The 17,968-nt window shown below is 71.6% G+C and carries 11 protein-coding genes; 5 read left to right on the top strand and 6 right to left on the bottom strand.

What is annotated here, in order from left to right:
• Positions 1–221: 221 nt before the first annotated feature.
• Entirely contained in the window at positions 222–1,193 is a 972-nt protein-coding gene (locus ACSUPR_RS09375) for a hypothetical protein (RefSeq protein ID WP_436890761.1), read from the top strand.
• On the opposite strand, the gene ACSUPR_RS09370 is transcribed toward ACSUPR_RS09375, so the two are convergent.
• Positions 1,174–3,585 carry a glycosyltransferase family 4 protein gene (locus ACSUPR_RS09370; RefSeq protein ID WP_436890760.1) on the bottom strand — a complete coding sequence of 804 codons (2,412 nt, stop codon included), beginning with the start codon at positions 3,583–3,585 and terminating at the stop codon, positions 1,174–1,176. The genes ACSUPR_RS09375 and ACSUPR_RS09370 overlap by 20 nt on opposite strands.
• A 1,728-nt stretch (positions 3,586–5,313) precedes the next feature.
• On the opposite strand from ACSUPR_RS09370, the gene ACSUPR_RS09365 reads away from it, so the two are divergent.
• Positions 5,314–5,835, top strand: coding sequence for a hypothetical protein (locus ACSUPR_RS09365; RefSeq protein ID WP_436890759.1), 522 nt, complete (start codon positions 5,314–5,316; stop codon positions 5,833–5,835).
• Between the two features lie 497 nt (positions 5,836–6,332).
• Here ACSUPR_RS09365 and ACSUPR_RS09360 read toward each other — a convergent pair whose 3' ends face one another.
• From ACSUPR_RS09360 to ACSUPR_RS09340, 5 genes are all read right to left on the bottom strand, one after another.
• The gene (locus tag ACSUPR_RS09360) at positions 6,333–6,791 is read right to left on the bottom strand and encodes a hypothetical protein (protein WP_436890758.1); all 459 of its coding nucleotides are present in this window, start codon (positions 6,789–6,791) and stop codon (positions 6,333–6,335) included.
• Positions 6,792–7,011: 220 nt separating this feature from the next.
• Positions 7,012–7,479, bottom strand: coding sequence for a hypothetical protein (locus ACSUPR_RS09355; RefSeq protein WP_436890757.1), 468 nt, complete (start codon positions 7,477–7,479; stop codon positions 7,012–7,014).
• Positions 7,480–7,539: 60 nt separating this feature from the next.
• Positions 7,540–8,619, bottom strand: a complete 1,080-nt coding sequence (locus ACSUPR_RS09350; protein WP_436890756.1) for an OmpA family protein — start codon at positions 8,617–8,619, stop codon at positions 7,540–7,542.
• 17 nt (positions 8,620–8,636) lie between these two features.
• Positions 8,637–8,855 carry a hypothetical protein gene (locus tag ACSUPR_RS09345; RefSeq protein WP_436890755.1) on the bottom strand — a complete coding sequence of 73 codons (219 nt, stop codon included), beginning with the start codon at positions 8,853–8,855 and terminating at the stop codon, positions 8,637–8,639.
• Between the two features lie 1,037 nt (positions 8,856–9,892).
• On the bottom strand, positions 9,893–10,882 hold the full coding sequence (locus tag ACSUPR_RS09340; RefSeq protein WP_436890754.1) for an LLM class flavin-dependent oxidoreductase: 990 nt from the start codon (positions 10,880–10,882) through the stop codon (positions 9,893–9,895).
• Between the two features lie 91 nt (positions 10,883–10,973).
• Between ACSUPR_RS09340 and ACSUPR_RS09335 the strand changes: the two genes are divergently transcribed.
• The 3 genes from ACSUPR_RS09335 to ACSUPR_RS09325 all read left to right on the top strand — a co-directional run bounded on the left by ACSUPR_RS09335 (position 10,974) and on the right by ACSUPR_RS09325 (position 17,663).
• The gene (locus ACSUPR_RS09335) at positions 10,974–11,366 is read left to right on the top strand and encodes an ArsR/SmtB family transcription factor (protein ID WP_436890753.1); all 393 of its coding nucleotides are present in this window, start codon (positions 10,974–10,976) and stop codon (positions 11,364–11,366) included.
• Positions 11,367–12,844: 1,478 nt separating this feature from the next.
• Positions 12,845–15,031, top strand: a complete 2,187-nt coding sequence (locus ACSUPR_RS09330; RefSeq protein ID WP_436890752.1) for a protein kinase domain-containing protein — start codon at positions 12,845–12,847, stop codon at positions 15,029–15,031.
• Positions 15,032–15,563: 532 nt separating this feature from the next.
• Positions 15,564–17,663, top strand: coding sequence for a serine/threonine-protein kinase (locus ACSUPR_RS09325; protein ID WP_436890751.1), 2,100 nt, complete (start codon positions 15,564–15,566; stop codon positions 17,661–17,663).
• Positions 17,664–17,968: the final 305 nt, after the last annotated feature.

Here is a 17,968-nt window from a genome sequence, read left to right as displayed (position 1 = left end):
CCGGGTGCGGCCGCCGGGGGTGCACCGGGCCGGGAACGGGGGAGGGCGGTGTTCGGCATCGGTTCCGTGACACACCCCGGTTTTCAGCGCGTGTGTCCGACAAAAACCGACTCCAATGGAGAGGATGGACGCTGTCCGACACATTCCGTACCAACAGCTCCACCGCACGTTCGGCGGTGGCCCGGTTACCAGAAGGCGAGAGTATGAATCCCCGTACTCCGATGACAGCGGCAGAACAGGACCGGTCCCTTCGTCGGATCGGGACGGCGCTACTGGACGCCGCCCCGCAGGACTGGACCAAGCTCCGCCTGGTGTACGCGGGCCTGGTCGACTGCGAGTCCGTCCACATGGAGGCCCTGGGCCCCGACGGCAGGGCCATCGGCTGCGTCCCGCCCCTGGAGCTGCTCGACGAGTTCCGGGAGCTGCGCGCCGGTATGGCCCGCCCCCTCACCGGTACCTGGTACACGGTCTACTACGACCTGGAGCGCCCGGCCCGCTACCGGGTCCGCTACGACCACGACAACGAGCCCCACTTCGACGAGCCCCGGGACAACGCCAGCTACCTGCTGGACCTGGAGCACTTCCCGCGGGACCGCGCCCACATGCCGGACTGGCTGCTGGAGCGCCTGGAGGGCGACCTGGTCCCGGAGTCGGTGTCGCCGTGGATGGCACTGGCCACCCCGGGCGCCTCCCGCGAGGCCCGCATCGACCCCGGCGACATGACCCCCGAGGAGATGATGGACACCGTCCAGGAGATCGCCGACCGCACGATCGCCGCGGTCTGGGACCGGTGGCGGGAGATCGTCATCGACCACAAGGCGCTGGTCGGCGTGTCCTCCACCCGGGTCGAGGTCCTGCGCGAGGGCGGCCGCGAATGGGACCTGCTGCCGCCGGAGGCGTCCAGGCTGCTCACCCGGCTGCGCACCGGCATGTACCAGCCGGGCAAGGGCACCTGGTTCACCGCCCGGCTCACCGTCAAGGAGACGCGCGAGATCGGCGTCCACTTCGACCACGGCAATCCGCCGGAGTTCGACGCCGAACCCGACCCCCGGGACTTCTACCGGGACGCGGTGCGCTTCCCGCGCAGCGCCGACCACATGCCGGACTGGCTGTTGGAGCGGCTGGGCCGCGCCCAGCGCATGGTCCGGGTCGAGGGCGGCGGACGCGACCCGTTCAGCGGAGCCGCCGGTTGATCGCCGACCACAGGTGCACGTCGGCGACGGTGACCTTCAGGTCGCCGTTGGCCAGCGGCGACGCGGTCACCGAGCGCACGTAGGGCCCGCGGCTCCAGCGCCGGGCGGTGTGCCCGAGCACGCTCGCGGCCCCGATCCGGCTCATCGCCCCCGCCGGGCCGGCCAGCAGCCGCACCTGCCAGGAGGCGCGCAGCCCGTCGACAGCGGTGTACTCGGGATGGGCCAGCAGCGGCGGGCTCCCGGCCAGCAGGCGGCCCTCGGTGGCCAGCGGGTACCGCTGCCCGGCGTCGGTGCCCCGCACGACCTCCACCGAGGCCTCCACCCCCTCGGGCAGGGGTTCGGTGAGCCGGAACGCGAACCGCAGCCGGTCGCCGCGGCCGGCCGCGCGCACCCGGACGTCCTCGACCTCCACGGTGGGCGTCAGCGCCGAGGTCGCCAGGCCCAGCCGGTCGTTGACCGTGTAGTAGGGGCGCACCCGCGACCCCGGTCCGCGGGCGGGCCGCACCTCCTGGGCGGGGTACTCGATGATCTTCTTGTAGCCGACGACCCCCGGCAGGTGGCGGCCCACGGTGCACTCGGCGCCGTTGGACAGCACCAGCCGCATCTCCCACGTCTCGGAGTCGCCGTGGCGCCCGCGCACCACCGCCTCGGGGTCGATGACGGCGGTGAACAGCCCGCCGATCGCCACCGGTGACGAGAACTCCCGCAGCGTCCGGGGCGTGGTGCGCAGCCGCACCACCATGCGGGCGCGGGCGTCGGCCTCCTCGTGCCCCAGCACCCGGCCCTGTACGGTGATGAGCCCCTCGGCGGCCTCCACGTGCTCCACCTCGGCGTGGTGGGCGGACCGGCGAACGTGCAGCAACAGGCCGCCCTTCGCGGAGCGGGTCGGGATCACCAGGGACAGCTCCGGCGTCCGCCGGGGCGACAGCGGGTAGCCCTGCTGGTGGATCTCCACGTCCGTCACGGGGCTGATGAGGTCGCCGTCGACGCGGGTCACCTCCCAGGTCTCGGCGGTCAGCCGCTCCCGGGCCGGGTCGACCACCACCTGTCCGCGCCAGTCGGGGGCCAGGGTGACGCGCTTGTCGGCGCGCACCAGTTCGACCAGGTCGGGCGGGTCGGTGAAGGACAGCGTCACCAGTCCGTCGCCGCCGGCGCGCACCCGGCAGGAGACGGGGGGCTCGGCGCGCGGCGCGGGGATCCGGGGCGTGATGTCGGAGGCGGTCAGCGGTGTCCCGGCCAGGTCGGCGAACAGGCCCTCGTGCAGGCGCACCACGTTCGCGGGGTCGAACCGCTCGGAGTCGGCCAGCGCCGCCGCGGACATGCGCCGCCGCAGCCGGTCGTCGGCCATGAGCCGGGACATGCCCTCGGCGATGCCGTTCACGGACTTGTTGGGCACCAGGAAGCCGTCCTCCTCGTCGCGGATGATGGAGGCGGGCCCGTGCGGGCAGTCGGTGCTCACCACCGGCAGGCCCGAGCGCATCGCCTCCACGATGGTCATCCCGAACGGCTCCTCGCTGGAGGTCACGGCAGCGAACGCGCCCTGCACCCATGCCTCCTCGACGTGGCTGTGCGGACCCATGAGCCACACCCGGTCGTGCAGCCCCAGCGAGTCGACGAGTTTGGCCAGCGCCCTGCGGCGGCCGCCGCGGCCGTAGATGCGCAGCGTCCAGTCGGGGTACTCCCCGGCCAGGGAGGCGAACGCCTTCACCAGCAGGTCGTGCCGCTTGCTGGGTGCCAGCCGCCCGGCCGAGACGATGGTGCGGCTGTTGTGCCCGTTGGCGGTGAACGGCGGCGCGGGGACCGAGTTGGGGATGGACAGCACCCGGACCCCGGGCAGCGGCATGTTCCGGGAGTAGGTGCGGGCGTCGGCCTCGGTGACCGTCACGAAGGCGTCCAGGCCCGCGTACTCGCGGGCCATGACGCGCAGCAGCGACTCGGAGTGCTGCTCGTAGGTGAGGTGCTCCTGGCCGATCTTGACCACGTGGTCGGGGGCGCACCTGGCGATGACGATGTTGAGCCCGGGCCGGGTGCCGACGATGACGTCGGCGTCGGTGGTGGTCAGGTACTGCTCGAGCCGGTCGTCGGTGAGCCTGCTGTGGGTGGAGCCCCGGGTGTCCTCCGGCGGGAAGAGGACGGGGGGCAGGCCGGCCCGCTCCGATCCCTCGTACAGCGGTCGGCCGCCGACCCCGGTGGAGCCGTCGTGGTCGCGCACGTCGACGAGCGGGCGCAGGCCCACACCCGGGGGCATGGGCAGGGCGGGCTCGTCGCGGTGGCGGAACACCGAGACGACCTCGACGTCGTGCCGGGCGGACAGGGCAGCCGCCTGGTTGGCGACGGTGCGGATGGTGCCCCCGATGCCGTACATGTCGTTGATCAGATAGGCGATCTTCACCGGGCCCCCGTGTTCTCGGGGCCGGTCCGCGCCCCCGCACGGACCGGCTCCGGAGCTTGCCTTCCCGCACCGGGCGCTCCCGCCGCCGGGGCGGCGGGAGCGGTGCAGGAATGAACAGGCTAGAAGCGCCGACAGCCCCCGACGTGCGCTCATGCGCATTCCTGCCGGAAGGTTTGCCCCGGTATGCGGGTGTTTTGCGCGCTGTTCACGGAGGCGGCTACCCGAGGAGGAAGGGCGGAAACGGAACGAGGCCCCGCCCCGGAGGGCGGGACCTCCCGCAGGCCGCGTGCCAGGGGCGTGCGCGCCGTCCGCGCCCGCTCTCGCGGACGCCGCGCCACGGGTCCCGCGTCCGCCGGCCTCAGGGGTCGGGCGGAGCCGTGGCGCAGGGGAGGACCGGGAGCACTCCCGGACAGGCCGGGGGGCACGGGACAGCGTGTGGAGACACCCCGGTCCTCGGTCCCGGATGGTATCCGGCCTCATCGCCGTTCGCGGGCACGGCGACCACCCGAGGTATGCGGACCCCGGCTCCGACCTGCGAATCCCCATCGCGTGTCCACATCCGGCCACGCCCCTCCGGAGGGCGCGGTCCCTCCCCGTGCGGGGCCGTCCCGGCAGGGTCGGCCAGGGCCGGGGACCCGCGGCCCCTCCCGCGCGGGCCGTTCGGGGACCGGCGGTCCCGGGCGCGCTCCCGGCCCGGGAGAGGGGGAGGGCCGCGTCCCCGGCAGCCCCGCGTTCCGCATGACCGTGACGGTCCCCAGCCAGCCGCGGTCGACCGGGCGGTGCACCGTGCCGGGGCCGTACCGCAGCGTCGAGCCCGCGGTGGGGGCGTCGACCGCGACGCCGTCCGTGTGCACCTCGCCCGAGCCGACGGCCGCGACGCAGGCCTCCGGAGAGGCGGTGTGTACGGGGGCGTGCCGCCGTGCAGCCCGTCAGCGCGCGCTCCTCCGAGGACGACCCGCGGGTGATCATGTCCGGGCCGGGGCGCGAGACGCGCAGGGTGGCGCCCGGATCGTAGGGGTCGTCCAGATCCAGGACCCGGGCCGGGCGGGCGTCGAACACCGGGGTCCGGCAGCCAGGTGAGGTAGGGGGCCGTCTGGGCGCGGGGGTCGTCGGAGGGGCGCGGTCGACACGGGCGGTCGACGGTCTCCGGTGAAGAAGGCCCCCGGCGGTGGGCCGGACCCGTGGGCGCGGGACCCGTGGGCGGGACCGCCGAGGTCGGTACTCCGGACGAGAGGGTACGGTGGACGGTCTGCGGCGGTGGGCGCCCCATGACCCCGCCGCCTCCCACCCCGGCCCGGTCCGGATGGCGTGCACCCTTCGGGCCGCTACCGGGATGACCGCGGGACCGGCGCCGAGGACGTCGCCGCCCGCCCCCTCTCCGCCTCGGGCGAGACCGCTGCGGATCCGTCCTCGAGGGCGGACCGGAGACCTGCTGTGTGCGGTCAGGGGAGACCGGGGCTGTGGTGGGCGGTCACGAGGGCCCGGAAGGGGCCGTGGTGGAACTCCGGGACCGGAGACGACCTGAGCGCCGGACGCCGGTCGTCCGGGGTCCCGGGGACCACCGCCGGAGCCCGGAGCGGGCAAAGGTTCACCTGCGCCCGACCGCTCGGCCCGTGCGGGTTCCGTGCCTGGTGGGGCCGGGATTCCCGGTGGGGGGCCGGGTCTCCGGCTGCCCCCGTAGGGCTCGGAGGGGAGCGATAGGGTGCCGCGAATGGAAGGGAGACGGCTATGACCGGACCTGCGCGTCCATTGCTGTGGGGGCTGGTGGCTCCGGTGGTCGCGGTCGCCCTGGCGGTGGCCCTGATGATGCTGCCCGGCCGGGAGGAGACCGGTCCGGTCGGGGACCGCGGCCAGACGATGGTGGAGTCCATCGCCTGCGCGGAGACCATCGTGGAGGGCGAGATCACCGCCGTTGAGGAGATGGCGCTCTCGTTACCGGAGACGGCGGATCCGCCGGACCCGCAGGCGGGGCAAGAACCCATGGTCGAGCTGACGATCGCTGTGCGGGAGTGGATCAAGCCCGCCTCCGGCGGGGAGACGACCCGGGTGACCGTCCTGGACCCCGCCTATGCGAACCCGGGGGATTCCCTGGAGGAGGGGATGGACGTCCTGGTCACGGTGCCGAGGACGGTCGGGTCCTCGGCGGTGGTCCGTCGGGGCGCCGACATCTCGCGGGAGCGGGAGGCGGTCATGCGGGACCTGCCCCGCGCCGAGGGAGTGGAGTGCCCCGAGGAGTGGGGCGGACCCTGACGGGTCTCACCTCGGGGCGGCGCGTCCCCGTGCCCGTCCGCGGTGACGAGCCGGAACGGCCTGGCGGTGGTGTTCTGGCCCCGGGGTCGTGCGGGTGGGCGGAGGCCGGACAGCGCGCGCTGCCGGACGTGGGAGCACGCGTCGCACGGGGCCACCGGGAGGCGATCGTCGGTGAACGGCCCGACCGGGCGCAGCGGCAGGTCGGGGACCGCACCGGCGGAGACGGGGTCCCCCATGAACGTGAACACGCTTGTCCGGCGCAGGACCGACCACCTACGGCAACGCCGAGGGCCTGTAGGGCGTTGAGGCCGCAGGTCCCCCTGGGGCGCTGCCGTCCGCGCCACCCCCGATCGCGAGGCAGGCCATTCGCCCTACCCGCGCACCGGGTGGGTGGACCTTCTCGCCGTGCTGAAGGGGCGCTGACCGGTCATCGCTGCTTCGGGCAGGAGAAGTGCGGTGACGGGCCGGCGCGCCGCCGCCGCGTGGGTCCGCTCCGGTCAGTAGGAGCCGCTGCCCTGCCAGTAGGACCAGGCCGCGCAGGGGGTTCCATGGGCCTCACTGATGTGCTGCAGACCCCACTCGATCTGCGCCTGGGCGCTGTCGCGGAACCCCGATGGCAGGCTTCCGTGCATCCCTGGCACGAAACCCGGGATACCGACGGCTCCGGTGTCCGGATCGGTGACCGTGTGGTCCCAGTGCGACATCGCTCCCCAGAGGTTGCTCAGGCACTGCCACTCGGTGTCGCGCCAGCTGTAGCCCTCGGCGAGGCTCCGGGCGATGTTCTGGTTGTCGAGCCGGTTGGGGTTGCCCTGTCCCCACTCGTACGCCTCGGGCTCCTCCGGCCGATCGGCCTCCACCCAGGTCTCCCCGCACGAAGGCCCGCGCACGAGGCACACCATCTGCCGCACACCCTCGTTGAAGGTCTTGCTCAGCTCCAGCTGATACACCGCGACCATCACGGCCGCGACGAGGATCAGGACGGCAGCGGTCTCGGTCAGCGCGGCCCCTCGGTCTCCGCCGTGGGAGTCCGAAGGCCACAGCCAACGCCAGATTCTCGGAGGCCCATTGCGTTCCCCCGCACGTCCCGCAGGCCGCGAAGGCGTGGGCCTCCGAGACTCCCCGAAGCGCGTGTATCGGGAGGCGAACAAAACAATCTCCAGTGGTAGTCGGGGGCGATCAGGAGATGGGAATATCTTCGATCGGCTCGAACCCAGGAACTTCTACAGTTATCGTCTGGGCTTCGCTTGCCACAGAATAAGTGGACCAATAAGCGACTTGGCCTCCTGGGTCCAGTCCGGTTTGGATATTATTTGATGTGTTTCCGGAGCAAAGGCACATGCCGTGACTGTCCATCACTGGGTAATACTTTTCTCCAGATTCTGGGCTCGTTATTGTAACGCCAGAGAAGCTGGAGCCAGAGTAGATATAGGTGGATCCGGAAAGCCAGGTCAGGACTTTTCTTTCGCTGCTGTCGTTCTCGATGCTCCAGGTAACGAACAAAAAGGAGCTGCTCTCATCTCTCCGGGCTTCGTGTACGGCAGCAGAAAGGCCGGAGGATCTTGTCTCGCTGCTCTCTGCTGATCCCAGGGTCTCAAGGTTTTCTGTGCCGGAGTGCATCGTTGCGCTGGCGGCAGAGGTTGTCATGAGTGAAACTGAAATCAGCGCTATGCTGATTCCTGGAAGCCGAAAGTTTTTCATTTTGTCTTACTTCTCAAACGTGACACTGACTCTTCGGTTGCGTTCCCGGCCTTCTTCGGTGCTGTTGGTTGCTATGGGGTCACTGGAGCCATGGCCCTTTACTTCGAAATTTATCCCTTCCCGCGTGATGAGCTCTTCGAGCTTTTCCTTGACTGCTTCTGCTCGCTCTTCCGAGAGTGGAATGTTGGTAACATCGCTCCCTGTATTGTCGGCGTGTCCGTCAATGTTAACAGTTGTAGCGGACGCGTCATCTACTTCCAGTGCAACCTGTTCGAGAATTTCCTCGGCCTCGTCGTTTAGATTGGAGCTGTTGGTTTCGAAGAGCACGTCAGAGGATAGAAGGATGCTGACTTCTTCCTCGCTTTCTGTGCGACCGGTGCTGCCCTCGATGTTTTCTGAGATGTTTGTCAGGGGGAGAATCTCGGCTTCGCCGAGGCCAGAGTTCTCTAATTTTTCTGTTGAATCGGTAATGGGGATATCTGGAAGGGGTGGGGTGAGTGGTGTAGTGACGGTCATGGAAGCCGTGTCGCTTTCCGGCTCAGGAAATATGACCCACATCTCCTCGGTTGCGCCAGCTTCCAAGGGCCCTTCGAGGGCGGAGCAAAAACAGGAGCCGTCGGACTGTCGATAGCTCAGATGGCGGGAGCGAGCCTGTGGGTCAAGAAGGGATACGCCAGCAGCTGTATATTTGTCTTCTGCGCTGGCGAGACCATCGTAAAGCGTGAAATTCTCCGCTGAGTTGTTAGTTATTCCAAGTCGAAGCCTAAGGAGATCTCCACCTACCCTTTCCAGGGCATAAATATCTACTTGAAGGTCGCTACCGATCGCTGCCGCGGATGTTGTGCTGCTTGCTATCACCTCAGGATGTTCTCCTGGGGTGATCGGCGTAGACGGGGAATTTCCTGGGGGGTGGGGTGTCTCTATTCCTCCGCTAGATGTCTCTTCTGGAGATATAACGCATCCTGAAGTGAGAATCAATGCGACATGAAGCGGTGTTATTCTTGCCGCTAGTAGCTTCCTTGTTTTCTGTTGCTTTCTTTTGTTTTTTTGTGAACTTCTGCTCTGGTTTCTTGGTGTTTGCTTCATTTTGTTGTGGTCTCTATTTACCCGGGATCGGTGTTAAGAACCGCATCGATGTTTTCGCCGATGGACCCGGAGATGTTGGAGACCAGTCCGAGGCTATAGATGGCCACGGCGATAGCGGCTACCAGAATGACGATGGCGACGTATTCGACGAATCCGGCACCGTCATCGTTCTTCTGCGAGGGCGGGACGATCAGGGCGTTCAGGGTCGCCCACAAATTTTTCATCGGCTTTTTCATGGGGGTCAGCTCCTTGGGGGAGGAGAACGGGGGCGGTCGGCTACTTCTCCGTAGCCCACAGCCATGTATCTCTATGGCCTGGCGGCCTTTGTCAAGCGAGCCAAGGGCCAGGGCCCACCGGCATCGGCAACGCGGCTACAGCACGGGGCTCCTGCGCACACAGTCGCCCCGGGACTCCCACTATCCGGCACGGACCCCGGCCATAGGCCCTGATCTGACCGGAAACGGTCACCCTCCTTCACGATGCCCGTCGAGCCCGACCGCCACACGTTTTCCACAGGCGCTTCCCGTCGCCGGGGAAAGCCCAGGTGGGAGCCCTGTCCCCGGCTCCCCGCCCGCTTCCGGACGTGGAGTCACTCTCGGTCGGAACGCCCGTGAACTCGTATAACGGTCGGTGTTCGACAGGTCACCATCATCCCAGCCGCCCCTCGATAAGTCATCACCAGGCGGGCATTTCGCGATCGGAGCACCCTCTGAACAGGACTGATGCTCCTTCGCGGTAGTCGCCGCGAATCCCGTGGCCCCGAGCTCTTCACCTGTTCCTCCGTGTACAGCTGCCCGGTGTTCACAACTGTCGGAATCGGCTCTCCCGCCGGCGAACGCCCGAAAAGGTGTTCTGGTGTGACTTCAAGGGGCTGGTGTGTCCCATGGGCACGTTCGGCCAGTGGCTCGGGCCGTGCGCGGCCCGCCCCGGCGCCTGTGGCCGGTGGGGTCCCCCACCTCTCCCGCCTCTCCCTCGGCCCGCGACGCGGACAGGCGGACACCGGATCCCCGGGTCTTCGAACCCGGGGCGCGGTCCACGGGTGGCCGGTGCCGGCTCCTCGGCGGCGCTCCGGGACGGGACGCCCCCTGACCGCAGGAGCCCCCGCCCCGTTCGCGCCACAGCCCCCGCCCCGGACGCCGAAGGGCCGGGCACCCCCTACCCGGGGTGCCCGGCCCTCCACCTTCCCCACCCGGGAGGGGCGACCGGCGCCGCCTGCCAACAGCGCCCTTCGGCCGCCACCCTTGCCCGGTGTCCCCCCGGACGGGGACGGGACTCATCCCAGACCGGCGACCTCCGACAGCAGCTCGAAGGAGCGCAGACGGGCCTGCTTGTCGTAGATCATCGACGACACCATCAGCTCGTCCACACCGGTGTCGGTGACGAACAGCTCGAGCTTGCGGCGCACCGTTTCCGGGGAACCCACGAACGAGTAACGAAGCATGTGGTCCAAGCGTTCCCGCTCCCCGGGCCGCCACACGGTGTCCAGCGAGTCCACCGGCGGGCGCAGCAGGCCGCGCGCCCCGCGCACCGTCCCGAGGAAGGCCTGCTGCATGGTGGTGAACAGGCGCGCGGCCTCCGCGTCGGTGTCGGCGACGAACGCGTTCACCCCCGCCATCGCGTACGGGGTCTCCTGCTGGCGCGAGGGCGTGAAGTTCTCCCGGTACGCCTTCAGTGCCTCGTACAGCGCGTCGGGTGCGAAGTGCGAGGCGAACGCGTACGGCAGCCCCAGCTGCGCGGCCAGCTGGGCGCCGAACAGGCTCGACCCGAGGATCCACAGCGGCACCCGCAGGCCCTCGCCGGGGACGGCGCGCACCGGCTGCCCCGGCTCGGCGGGCTCGAAGTAGGACTGGAGCTCCTGCACGTCGTGCGGGAACGCGGAGGCGGCGGTGTGGTCGCGGCGCAGCGCCATCATGGTGCGCGGGTCGGTGCCGGGGGCCCGGCCCAGGCCCAGGTCCACCCGCCCCGGGTAGAGGGACTCCAGGGTTCCGAACTGCTCGGCGATGACCAGCGGGGAGTGGTTGGGCAGCATGACGCCGCCCGCGCCGACCCGGATGGTCGAGGTGCCCTCGGCGATGAAGCCGAGCGAGACGGAGGTGGCGGCGCTGGCGATCGCCTGCATGTTGTGGTGCTCGGACAGCCAGAAGCGGCGGTAGCCGAGCGTTTCGGCGTGCCGGGCCAGGTCGCGGGCGTCGCGCAGGGCCTGTCCCGGGGTGGATCCCTCGGTGATGCTCGCGTGGTCGAGCACGGACAGGGTGATGGGCATACTGGTCCCCCGGGTGTTCGATGATCGTCGAATATCGAAGATACACCCGTCCCACTATGCTGGTGCGGGCAATCGGTGTGAGGAGGTTCGCGTGGCGGCGAGGGAGCAACACCATCCACCGCTCGACGGGGTCGAGCTGGTGACGGTGCTGGCCGCACTGGCCGAACCCACCCGGTTGAAGATCGTGCGGATGCTGGCGGCCAGGGGCGGTGAGCGCGCCTGGAAGGACATCGACCTGCCGATCGCGCAGTCGACGCTGAGCCACCACCTGAAGATCCTGCGCAACGCGGGCCTGGTGCAGAGCCGCACGGAGGGCACCCGCTGCTTCATCTCGCTGCGCGAGGGGGACGTGTCCGAGCGGTTCCCGGGGCTGCTGGAGACGGTGCTCTCCTGCGAGGGGGGCGTGTTCTCCTGCGGGAAGGGCGCCGCGGACGAGGGCGGGAACGCGGTGCCGTCCCCGGGCGGTGGGCGGGCGCTCACATAGCGGGCCGGTGGGGCCGGCCCTCCGGCGGGGACCGAACACGGCGCCGTACGGTGGCCGACGGGGCGTCGGTGCCGGGTTCTCGGTGCCCGGTCCCCGTTTCCGTTCCCCGGAGCCCGGACGCCCGTCCCGATCCGGACCGCCCCGGCTCCGGCCTCTGTCCTGCGCGGGCGAGGAACGAAGGGGCGAGCGGAACCCGGCACTCCCGGGAGTAGGAGTGAACGGGAGCGCGGGGTGCCGCCCGCCTCCGGGGCGGATGGGCCCCGGACACCCACTTTAGAGGAAAGGGCGAAGGCCCGGACGTATTCGAGAAAACATCTGCACCCTCACGAAAAAATGGCAGGTGGTCCCGCTTTCTCCCCCAGAGCGGGCCCACCTGCCATCCCCCGTTGCATTCTGGCATGTGGGGGGCCGGGTTCGGAAAAACGAGTTTCTTTCCTCGGCCCCTGGCCCTGTTCTATACCTTCACTCGAACCCTGTGCAAATGAAGTGTTCGAACGCGTTCGTTCACGGCTCCCGGCGGGTGCCCGGCATGCGAACACGGGGGCGCACCCCTCTCGACGGGGGCGCCCTGACCGGTCGCCTCCCCTTCCCGGAGTCGCTGCTCCGAGTATGCACGAGAACGCGTGACCGCGGTGCCGTTCCGGAGAACACGCCCATGGGGATCGGCGCACCGCCGGGCGGACGGATGCCGCGGCGACGGGATTACCACTGAGGGCGGGGGAGCGGGCTTCGGGTGCGGATGGGATGTTCGTCCGGGGTGAATCGGTACGGAACGCCCGCGTTGTCGGTGGCGCGCACCACACGCTCTCGGAGATGGTTTTCTTTGCCGTTCTTCTGCACTGGAATTCCTGCCGGGCGGGTTCTCCTTTTTGTCGCCCGCTCCACCGTCCAGGGCACCGCCGGTCCGTCGCGGGTCCCGCCCGCGGCGTCCGCCCGCCCACCGCCCCGCCGGCCGCTTGCGGGCATCGGCTGACGGCACCGGCACCCGGCAGCCGAGCCGGGGCCTGTCCGCTCCCGTCCCCATCGGCCGCGACAGGACGGTGCGGCCGGTCTCCCGGCCCGGTCGCCGGGGCACCGAGCCGAGCCGGGGCGGGAACGCGAGCGGGGAGCAGGGGGGAGGGGAGTGTGCGGACCGGGAGCGGGCCGAGAGCCTGCGGCGGACACCGTCCTCCTGAGCGGGGACGGGGCCGCTGCCGCCGCTGACCGCCTTCGTCGGCCGGTGTCGGACCGGCCCGGGGCGCGTGTGCGGGCGCGGGCGGCGGCCCGGCCCGGTGTTCTCCGGGGCGCAGGCCTCGGGTCCCCTTCGGGACAGGGTGGCCTCGGCCACGCTGACCGTTTCCGGTCAGCCATTGCCGCTGGGCCCCCGGGTCCGAAAGAGTGTTGCGGAAAAATGTTCCACCAAGCCGTGTGCCCCCGCCGCCTCCCGGCCTTTGCGAGACCTCCGGCCCCGGCGGGGAGAGGACGACAAGGGGTGCCCCGTGGTCCACATCGGTTCCGAGGTCGGCGGTCACCGCTTGACCCGCCTCCTCGGCGCGGGCGGTTTCGGCACCGTCTACCTGGGCGAGCACCGCGACGGGCACCGGGCCGCCGTCAAGGTCCTGCACCGCCACCACCTCGGCGACCCGCGGGTGCTGGAGCGGTTCGAGCGCGAGGTCCGGTCCGCCCGGAAGGTGCGGCAGTTCTGCACCGCGCGGGTGCTGGACGCCGACCCCGGCGCGAGTCCGCCGTGGATCGCCACCGAGTACGTGGACGGGCCGCCGCTGTCCTCCGTGGTCCGGGAGAGGGGCCGCCGCGCGGAAGGGGATCTGCACCGGCTGGCGGTCTCCACCGCCACCGCGTTGGTGGCGATCCACGAGGCGGGAGTGGTGCACCGCGACTTCAAGCCGGACAACATCATGCTGGGCAGGGACGGGGTCCGGGTCATCGACTTCGGGATCTCCCGGATCCTGAACCCGGAGGACTCCGCTGACCTGGCGAGCTCCATCATGGGCACCCCGCGGTACATGGCCCCCGAGCAGTTGCGGGGCCGGGCGGTGACGCCCGCCATCGACCTGTTCGCCTGGGGAGCGGTCATGGTGTTCGCGGCCACGGGCCGGCCCGCGTTCGGGGCGTCGGAGCCCGCCGCGGTCATGCAGCAGGTCCTGCACGGGCGACCCGACGTGGAGGGGCTCCCGGACGATCTGCTCCCCCTGGTCCGGCGCTGCCTCGAGAAGGACCCCGAGAACCGCCCGACCTCCTGGGACGTGCTGGTGGCGCTGCTGGGCCGCGCGGGCGGGGCGCCCGGGCCGCGGGCCCCGAGGGGAGGGGCCGCCGGAACGCGGGCCACCGGGGCACGGGCCGCCGCGACGGTCACGGCGGGGCTCCCCGACACCGTCGTCCTGACCGGGGAGGAACTCCGGGGGATCCTCGGAGAGGAGGAAGGCGACCCCACCGCCACCACCGTCGTCGTGCCGGTGGAAGAGGTCCGCGAGGCGTGGGAGGCGGTCCGGAGCGCGCACCCGCCCTTCACGTTCGGGGGCGAGGAGTACATCTCCCCGTCCACCCTGGCCGTCGCCTTCCAGGCCAACTGGCGGGACGCCCTCGACCTGCTGGAGGCGCGGGGGAGGCACGGGGAGGAGCGGCTCGCCGCGCTGAAGGAATGGGAGCTGCTGGGCGCCGCCGCACGGCGCAGACTCCAGGAGCCCCTTCCCGGCACGGAGGCCGGGAAGGGGGTCTTCCTCGCCGGGCTGGTGGCCCTGATGGACCCCGGACTGCCGCCGAACTACGACGGCAACAGGTACTCCTGGCACCGGCTGGTGGACGACACGGGGGAACCGGAGGCCTTCCTGGCCAGGCACGAGGAGGCGCTCCGCGCGGGTCTGCTGGACGCCTTCGGCCCGCACCACTGCCGTACACCCGAGGAGCACGGCGACCGTGCCCGCGACGCCGAGGGGAGCGGGCCCGGGTGCGTACGGGGCGCGCCCTGCAGGCGGTACGGGCGGACCGCCGCGTACCTGCGCCTGCTGCTGTCCGCCGCCGACGCCCGGCGCGGGTGGAACGACCTGGTCCGGGACCTTCCCGTCGACGGGCTCCACGTGCCCCTGGACGTTCCCCGCCTGGTCGCCCTCGCCCACCGCGAGGCCGCGTCCCCGGCCTCCGGCTCCGTGGACACGAAGGCACTGGCCACCGACAACCTGGACCTGCTGGGCGAGGACCTGCTGCTCCGCGTGGGCAGGGCCGTCGACGCGGCCCCCGAGCCGGAGAAGTGGGCGGTCGCCACCGTGCTGCGCGAGGCCCGGCCGCAGCTGGCCAGGGCCTTCCAGGCGAGGGCGCCCCTGCAGCTGCGCTCCGAGCGCGCCCGGGTGGCGGGCCGGGCACCCGTCCAGGACGACACGGCCTTCTTCTATGCGGGGATGTTCACCCTGCTGGTCGTCTTCGCCGGGGTCGCGCTCCTCCTGGGGCAGGCAGGGGTGGCCGCGGTCCTGGGAGCGGTCGGTGTCGGGGCCGGTGCGGTGGGCACGGCCACCGCACCGGGGCGCCGTCGGCGCCTGCGGCGGGCCCTGATGGAACAGCAGGCCCGGCGCGATGCGCTGCCGCCGTCCGACGGGGCCGACGCCGAGGAGTACGACGAGAAGGTGCGGACACTGGACCGGGCCCTGGAGGTCCTGATCGAGGGGCGCGGCTGAGCCGCCCGCGCCGGGGAGGGCCGTACCGGCCGGCCGCCGGACGGCCACCGGGCGAACGTGCGACCACCGTGCGGGGGGAGCCGCCCCTGCCGGGGCCGGACCCCGCCGGGAAGGGCGGAGGGGGATCCGGACCGCCGGGACCGGGCCGGTGGACACGGTCGGGGCACACCCTTTTCCCGCATGTTCGGATGATCACCGGAAAAACGTTGCGGAACGGTCGAGAACCCGATTTCGTGCTGGTGTGATCACCCGACCGGCGTGGCCGTGACCGGCCACGGAGCCGGTCGGATCCGGGGTACGGGGGAACGCTGGTGCGCATATCCTTTTTTGTGCGAAGATCGGCAAATAAACTGCCATGAAGTGAACCCCTGATCCTGGACTCGGTTCTCACCGCGGTGCAGGACCCAGGACCCTTCTGCCCTGCCGGCCCCGCGGCGCCGGGGAATGCACGTTCGACATCCACCGAATGCGTGCGCCCCGGGCCCGACGTTCCCGACATCCCGGACTCGGGAGAGTGGAAAGCGAACCCCCCATGGCATCGACCGTCGTCTTACCACCCAATGTCCGGCCCCTCGTCCCGGACGACCCGCCCTGGGTGGGCGCGCACCGGCTGATCGGACGCCTCGGCGACTCCGCGCTGGGCGTCGTCTACGCCGCCCTCACCCCCGAAGGGCACCCGCTGGCCCTCAAGGTCATGGGCGAGGAGTGGGTGTCCGACGCCGACCCCGCCAAGGCCGTCCACCTGCGCCGGGTGCCCGGCTCCTGCACGCTGGGGGTGCTGGACAGCGGTATCCACCGCAACCGCCCCTGGTCCGCGGTCGAGTACCTGCCCGCCCTCGACCTGGCCCGCCACGCCGGGGTGCGCGGCCCCATGGGCGGCGCCGCGCTCCTGGTCCTGGCGGCCGGGACCGCCGAGGCGCTGACGGAGGTGCACGACAGCCGGGTCCCCCACGGCGACGTCAAACCCGGGAACGTGCTGGTCACGGCGACCGGCCCGCGCCTGGTCGACTTCGGGCTCGCCCGCCTGGTCGACGACGGGGACTCGCACACCACCGTCGGCAGCCCCGGCTGGCTGGCTCCCGAACGCTACTCCGGCACCTGCCCCGACGAGGCCTCCGACGTGTTCGCGTGGGCGTGCGCGGTGGTCTTCGCGGGTACCGGCCTGCCGCCGTTCGGCACCGTCGCCACGCAGGCCGAGGCGGCCGCCCGGGCACGCGGCCCCGTCGACCTGTCCGTGCTCAGGCCCGACCTGGCCCGGGTCCTGGAGCGGGCCCTGCACCAGGACCCGGCGCGGCGGCCCCCCGCCGAGGAGGTCTACCTGGAGTGCCTGGCACTGCTGGGGGTCCCCGAGGACACGGTCCGCGAGGAGTGGAGCGACCGCCTCCACGGGTTCGCGCGCACGCACTGGCCGTACGTGGACGTGTCCTGGCACCACCCCGACCGGTGGACGCAGGCGGCCCGCGGACTGGACGAGGAGGCGGCCGCGTCGGGGCGGCGCACCTGGACGCCCGGGACCAGGGTCCGGAACGCCCGGAGGCTGGACAGCACCCGCGATCCCATCACGGGCGAGCTGATCATGGTGCCCGCACCGGACGACGGGCCCGGGGGCGGGTCCGACGCGGGCGACGGATCCGACACGGGTGACGGCGCCGGGCGCGGAGACGGCGGGCGGGGCGGTCGCGCCCGCCGCCGCCGGCGCGGACGACGCGGCGGCGCCGGGCGGGTGCTCGCCGTCGGCGCCGCCTGCTGCTTCGCGCTGGCGGTGGCCGGGGGCGGCGGCTACGTGCTGTTCGACGCCCTGGCCCAGGACGCCGAACCCGTCTCCGAGACTCCCGGAGGCGGACCGGCCGAGCCGCAGGAGAGCACCGCGCCCACCGGTATGGACCTGGTGGCGGCCTCCCTGGACCGGCTCACCGCGGCCGACAGCCTGGAGATGACCATCCTCACCCACGCAGGGAACGGGCAGGGGTACGGTCAGCCGCTGCCCGCGAACACCGCGGTCGCCCCCACCCTGTTCGACCGGGTGCTGTACCGGGCCGAACCCGAGGCGGTGCGCTGGACCAGCACCGTCAGCGGGGCCAGGGCCAGCGACCTGATGCTGGTCGACGGGGAGCTGCTGCACAGCGACAGCACGGCCTGGAACGGTCCCGCCGTGTGGCGTCCGGCGGCCGCCGAGGAACTGGGCGCGTCGGAGGCGGTGTTCGAACTGGACCGGATCCTGGAGCCGCTGGCCCGGGTGGTGGAGACCGGCTCCGTCACCTCGGAGGAGGAGGCGGTTTTCACCGCGCCCGGCCCGATCGAGGACGCCTACGGACACCTGGCGGGGGAGGGTCCGCCCGACGGGGTCGCGGCGGTGCTGGTCGAGGGCACGTTCCGGCCCTCGGAGGCCTCGGCGGAGGAGTCGGTGTTCACGCTGGTGGCGACCGAGGACGGGGAGCCGCTGGCGTTCGCCACCGAGGGCGCGCCCCAGGGCGGGTACGTGCTCAACGGCAGGCCGGTGGCGCAGGCGGTCCCGGTGGCCTTCGCCGAGCCCGTCCCGGCGCCGGAGTACTGGTACACCCGGTACACGTTCGCGGGCCTGGGCGCGGACCTGGACCTGGGGATTCCGGCACCGGAGGAGGTCCAGCGCTAGCGCACCGTCCGCGGGTCGGCGCGTCCGCGGGCATGGAGGACACCGGGGGCCGCCCCGCCGGGGCGGCCCCCGGTCGCGGGAGGGGCCAGGCGGAGGCCGGGACCCGGGCGGGCACCGCACCGGCGCGGACGGCACCGGCGCGGGACCGGTTCCCGCCCGGGCGGGTGTATCCGCTGTCCCGGGCGCCGGGGAAGCGCCTCCTCCGTCAGGGGCGGGGGTGCAGGGAGCTCGGGAGGGCGAACGGCAACCGGGCGCCCCGGGCGCCTCGGACCGCCGTTCCGTCGGAGGCCGGAACGACGGCCCGG

Origin of the sequence: Nocardiopsis dassonvillei, from assembly GCF_964273065.1 — a bacterium.
Lineage (GTDB): Bacteria > Actinomycetota > Actinomycetes > Streptosporangiales > Streptosporangiaceae > Nocardiopsis > Nocardiopsis dassonvillei_B.
This window is presented reverse-complemented; position numbering and strand designations above follow the sequence as displayed.

Coding starts and splice junctions, on each gene's coding strand:
- ACSUPR_RS09375 (WP_436890761.1), top strand. CDS start 222: ATGACAGCGGCAGAACAGGACCGGTCCCTTCGTCGGATCGGGACGGCG.
- ACSUPR_RS09365 (WP_436890759.1), top strand. CDS start 5,314: ATGACCGGACCTGCGCGTCCATTGCTGTGGGGGCTGGTGGCTCCGGTG.
- ACSUPR_RS09360 (WP_436890758.1), bottom strand. CDS start 6,791: ATGGTCGCGGTGTATCAGCTGGAGCTGAGCAAGACCTTCAACGAGGGT.
- ACSUPR_RS09355 (WP_436890757.1), bottom strand. CDS start 7,479: ATGACAACCTCTGCCGCCAGCGCAACGATGCACTCCGGCACAGAAAAC.
- ACSUPR_RS09350 (WP_436890756.1), bottom strand. CDS start 8,619: ATGAAGCAAACACCAAGAAACCAGAGCAGAAGTTCACAAAAAAACAAA.
- ACSUPR_RS09345 (WP_436890755.1), bottom strand. CDS start 8,855: ATGAAAAAGCCGATGAAAAATTTGTGGGCGACCCTGAACGCCCTGATC.
- ACSUPR_RS09340 (WP_436890754.1), bottom strand. CDS start 10,882: ATGCCCATCACCCTGTCCGTGCTCGACCACGCGAGCATCACCGAGGGA.
- ACSUPR_RS09325 (WP_436890751.1), top strand. CDS start 15,564: ATGGCATCGACCGTCGTCTTACCACCCAATGTCCGGCCCCTCGTCCCG.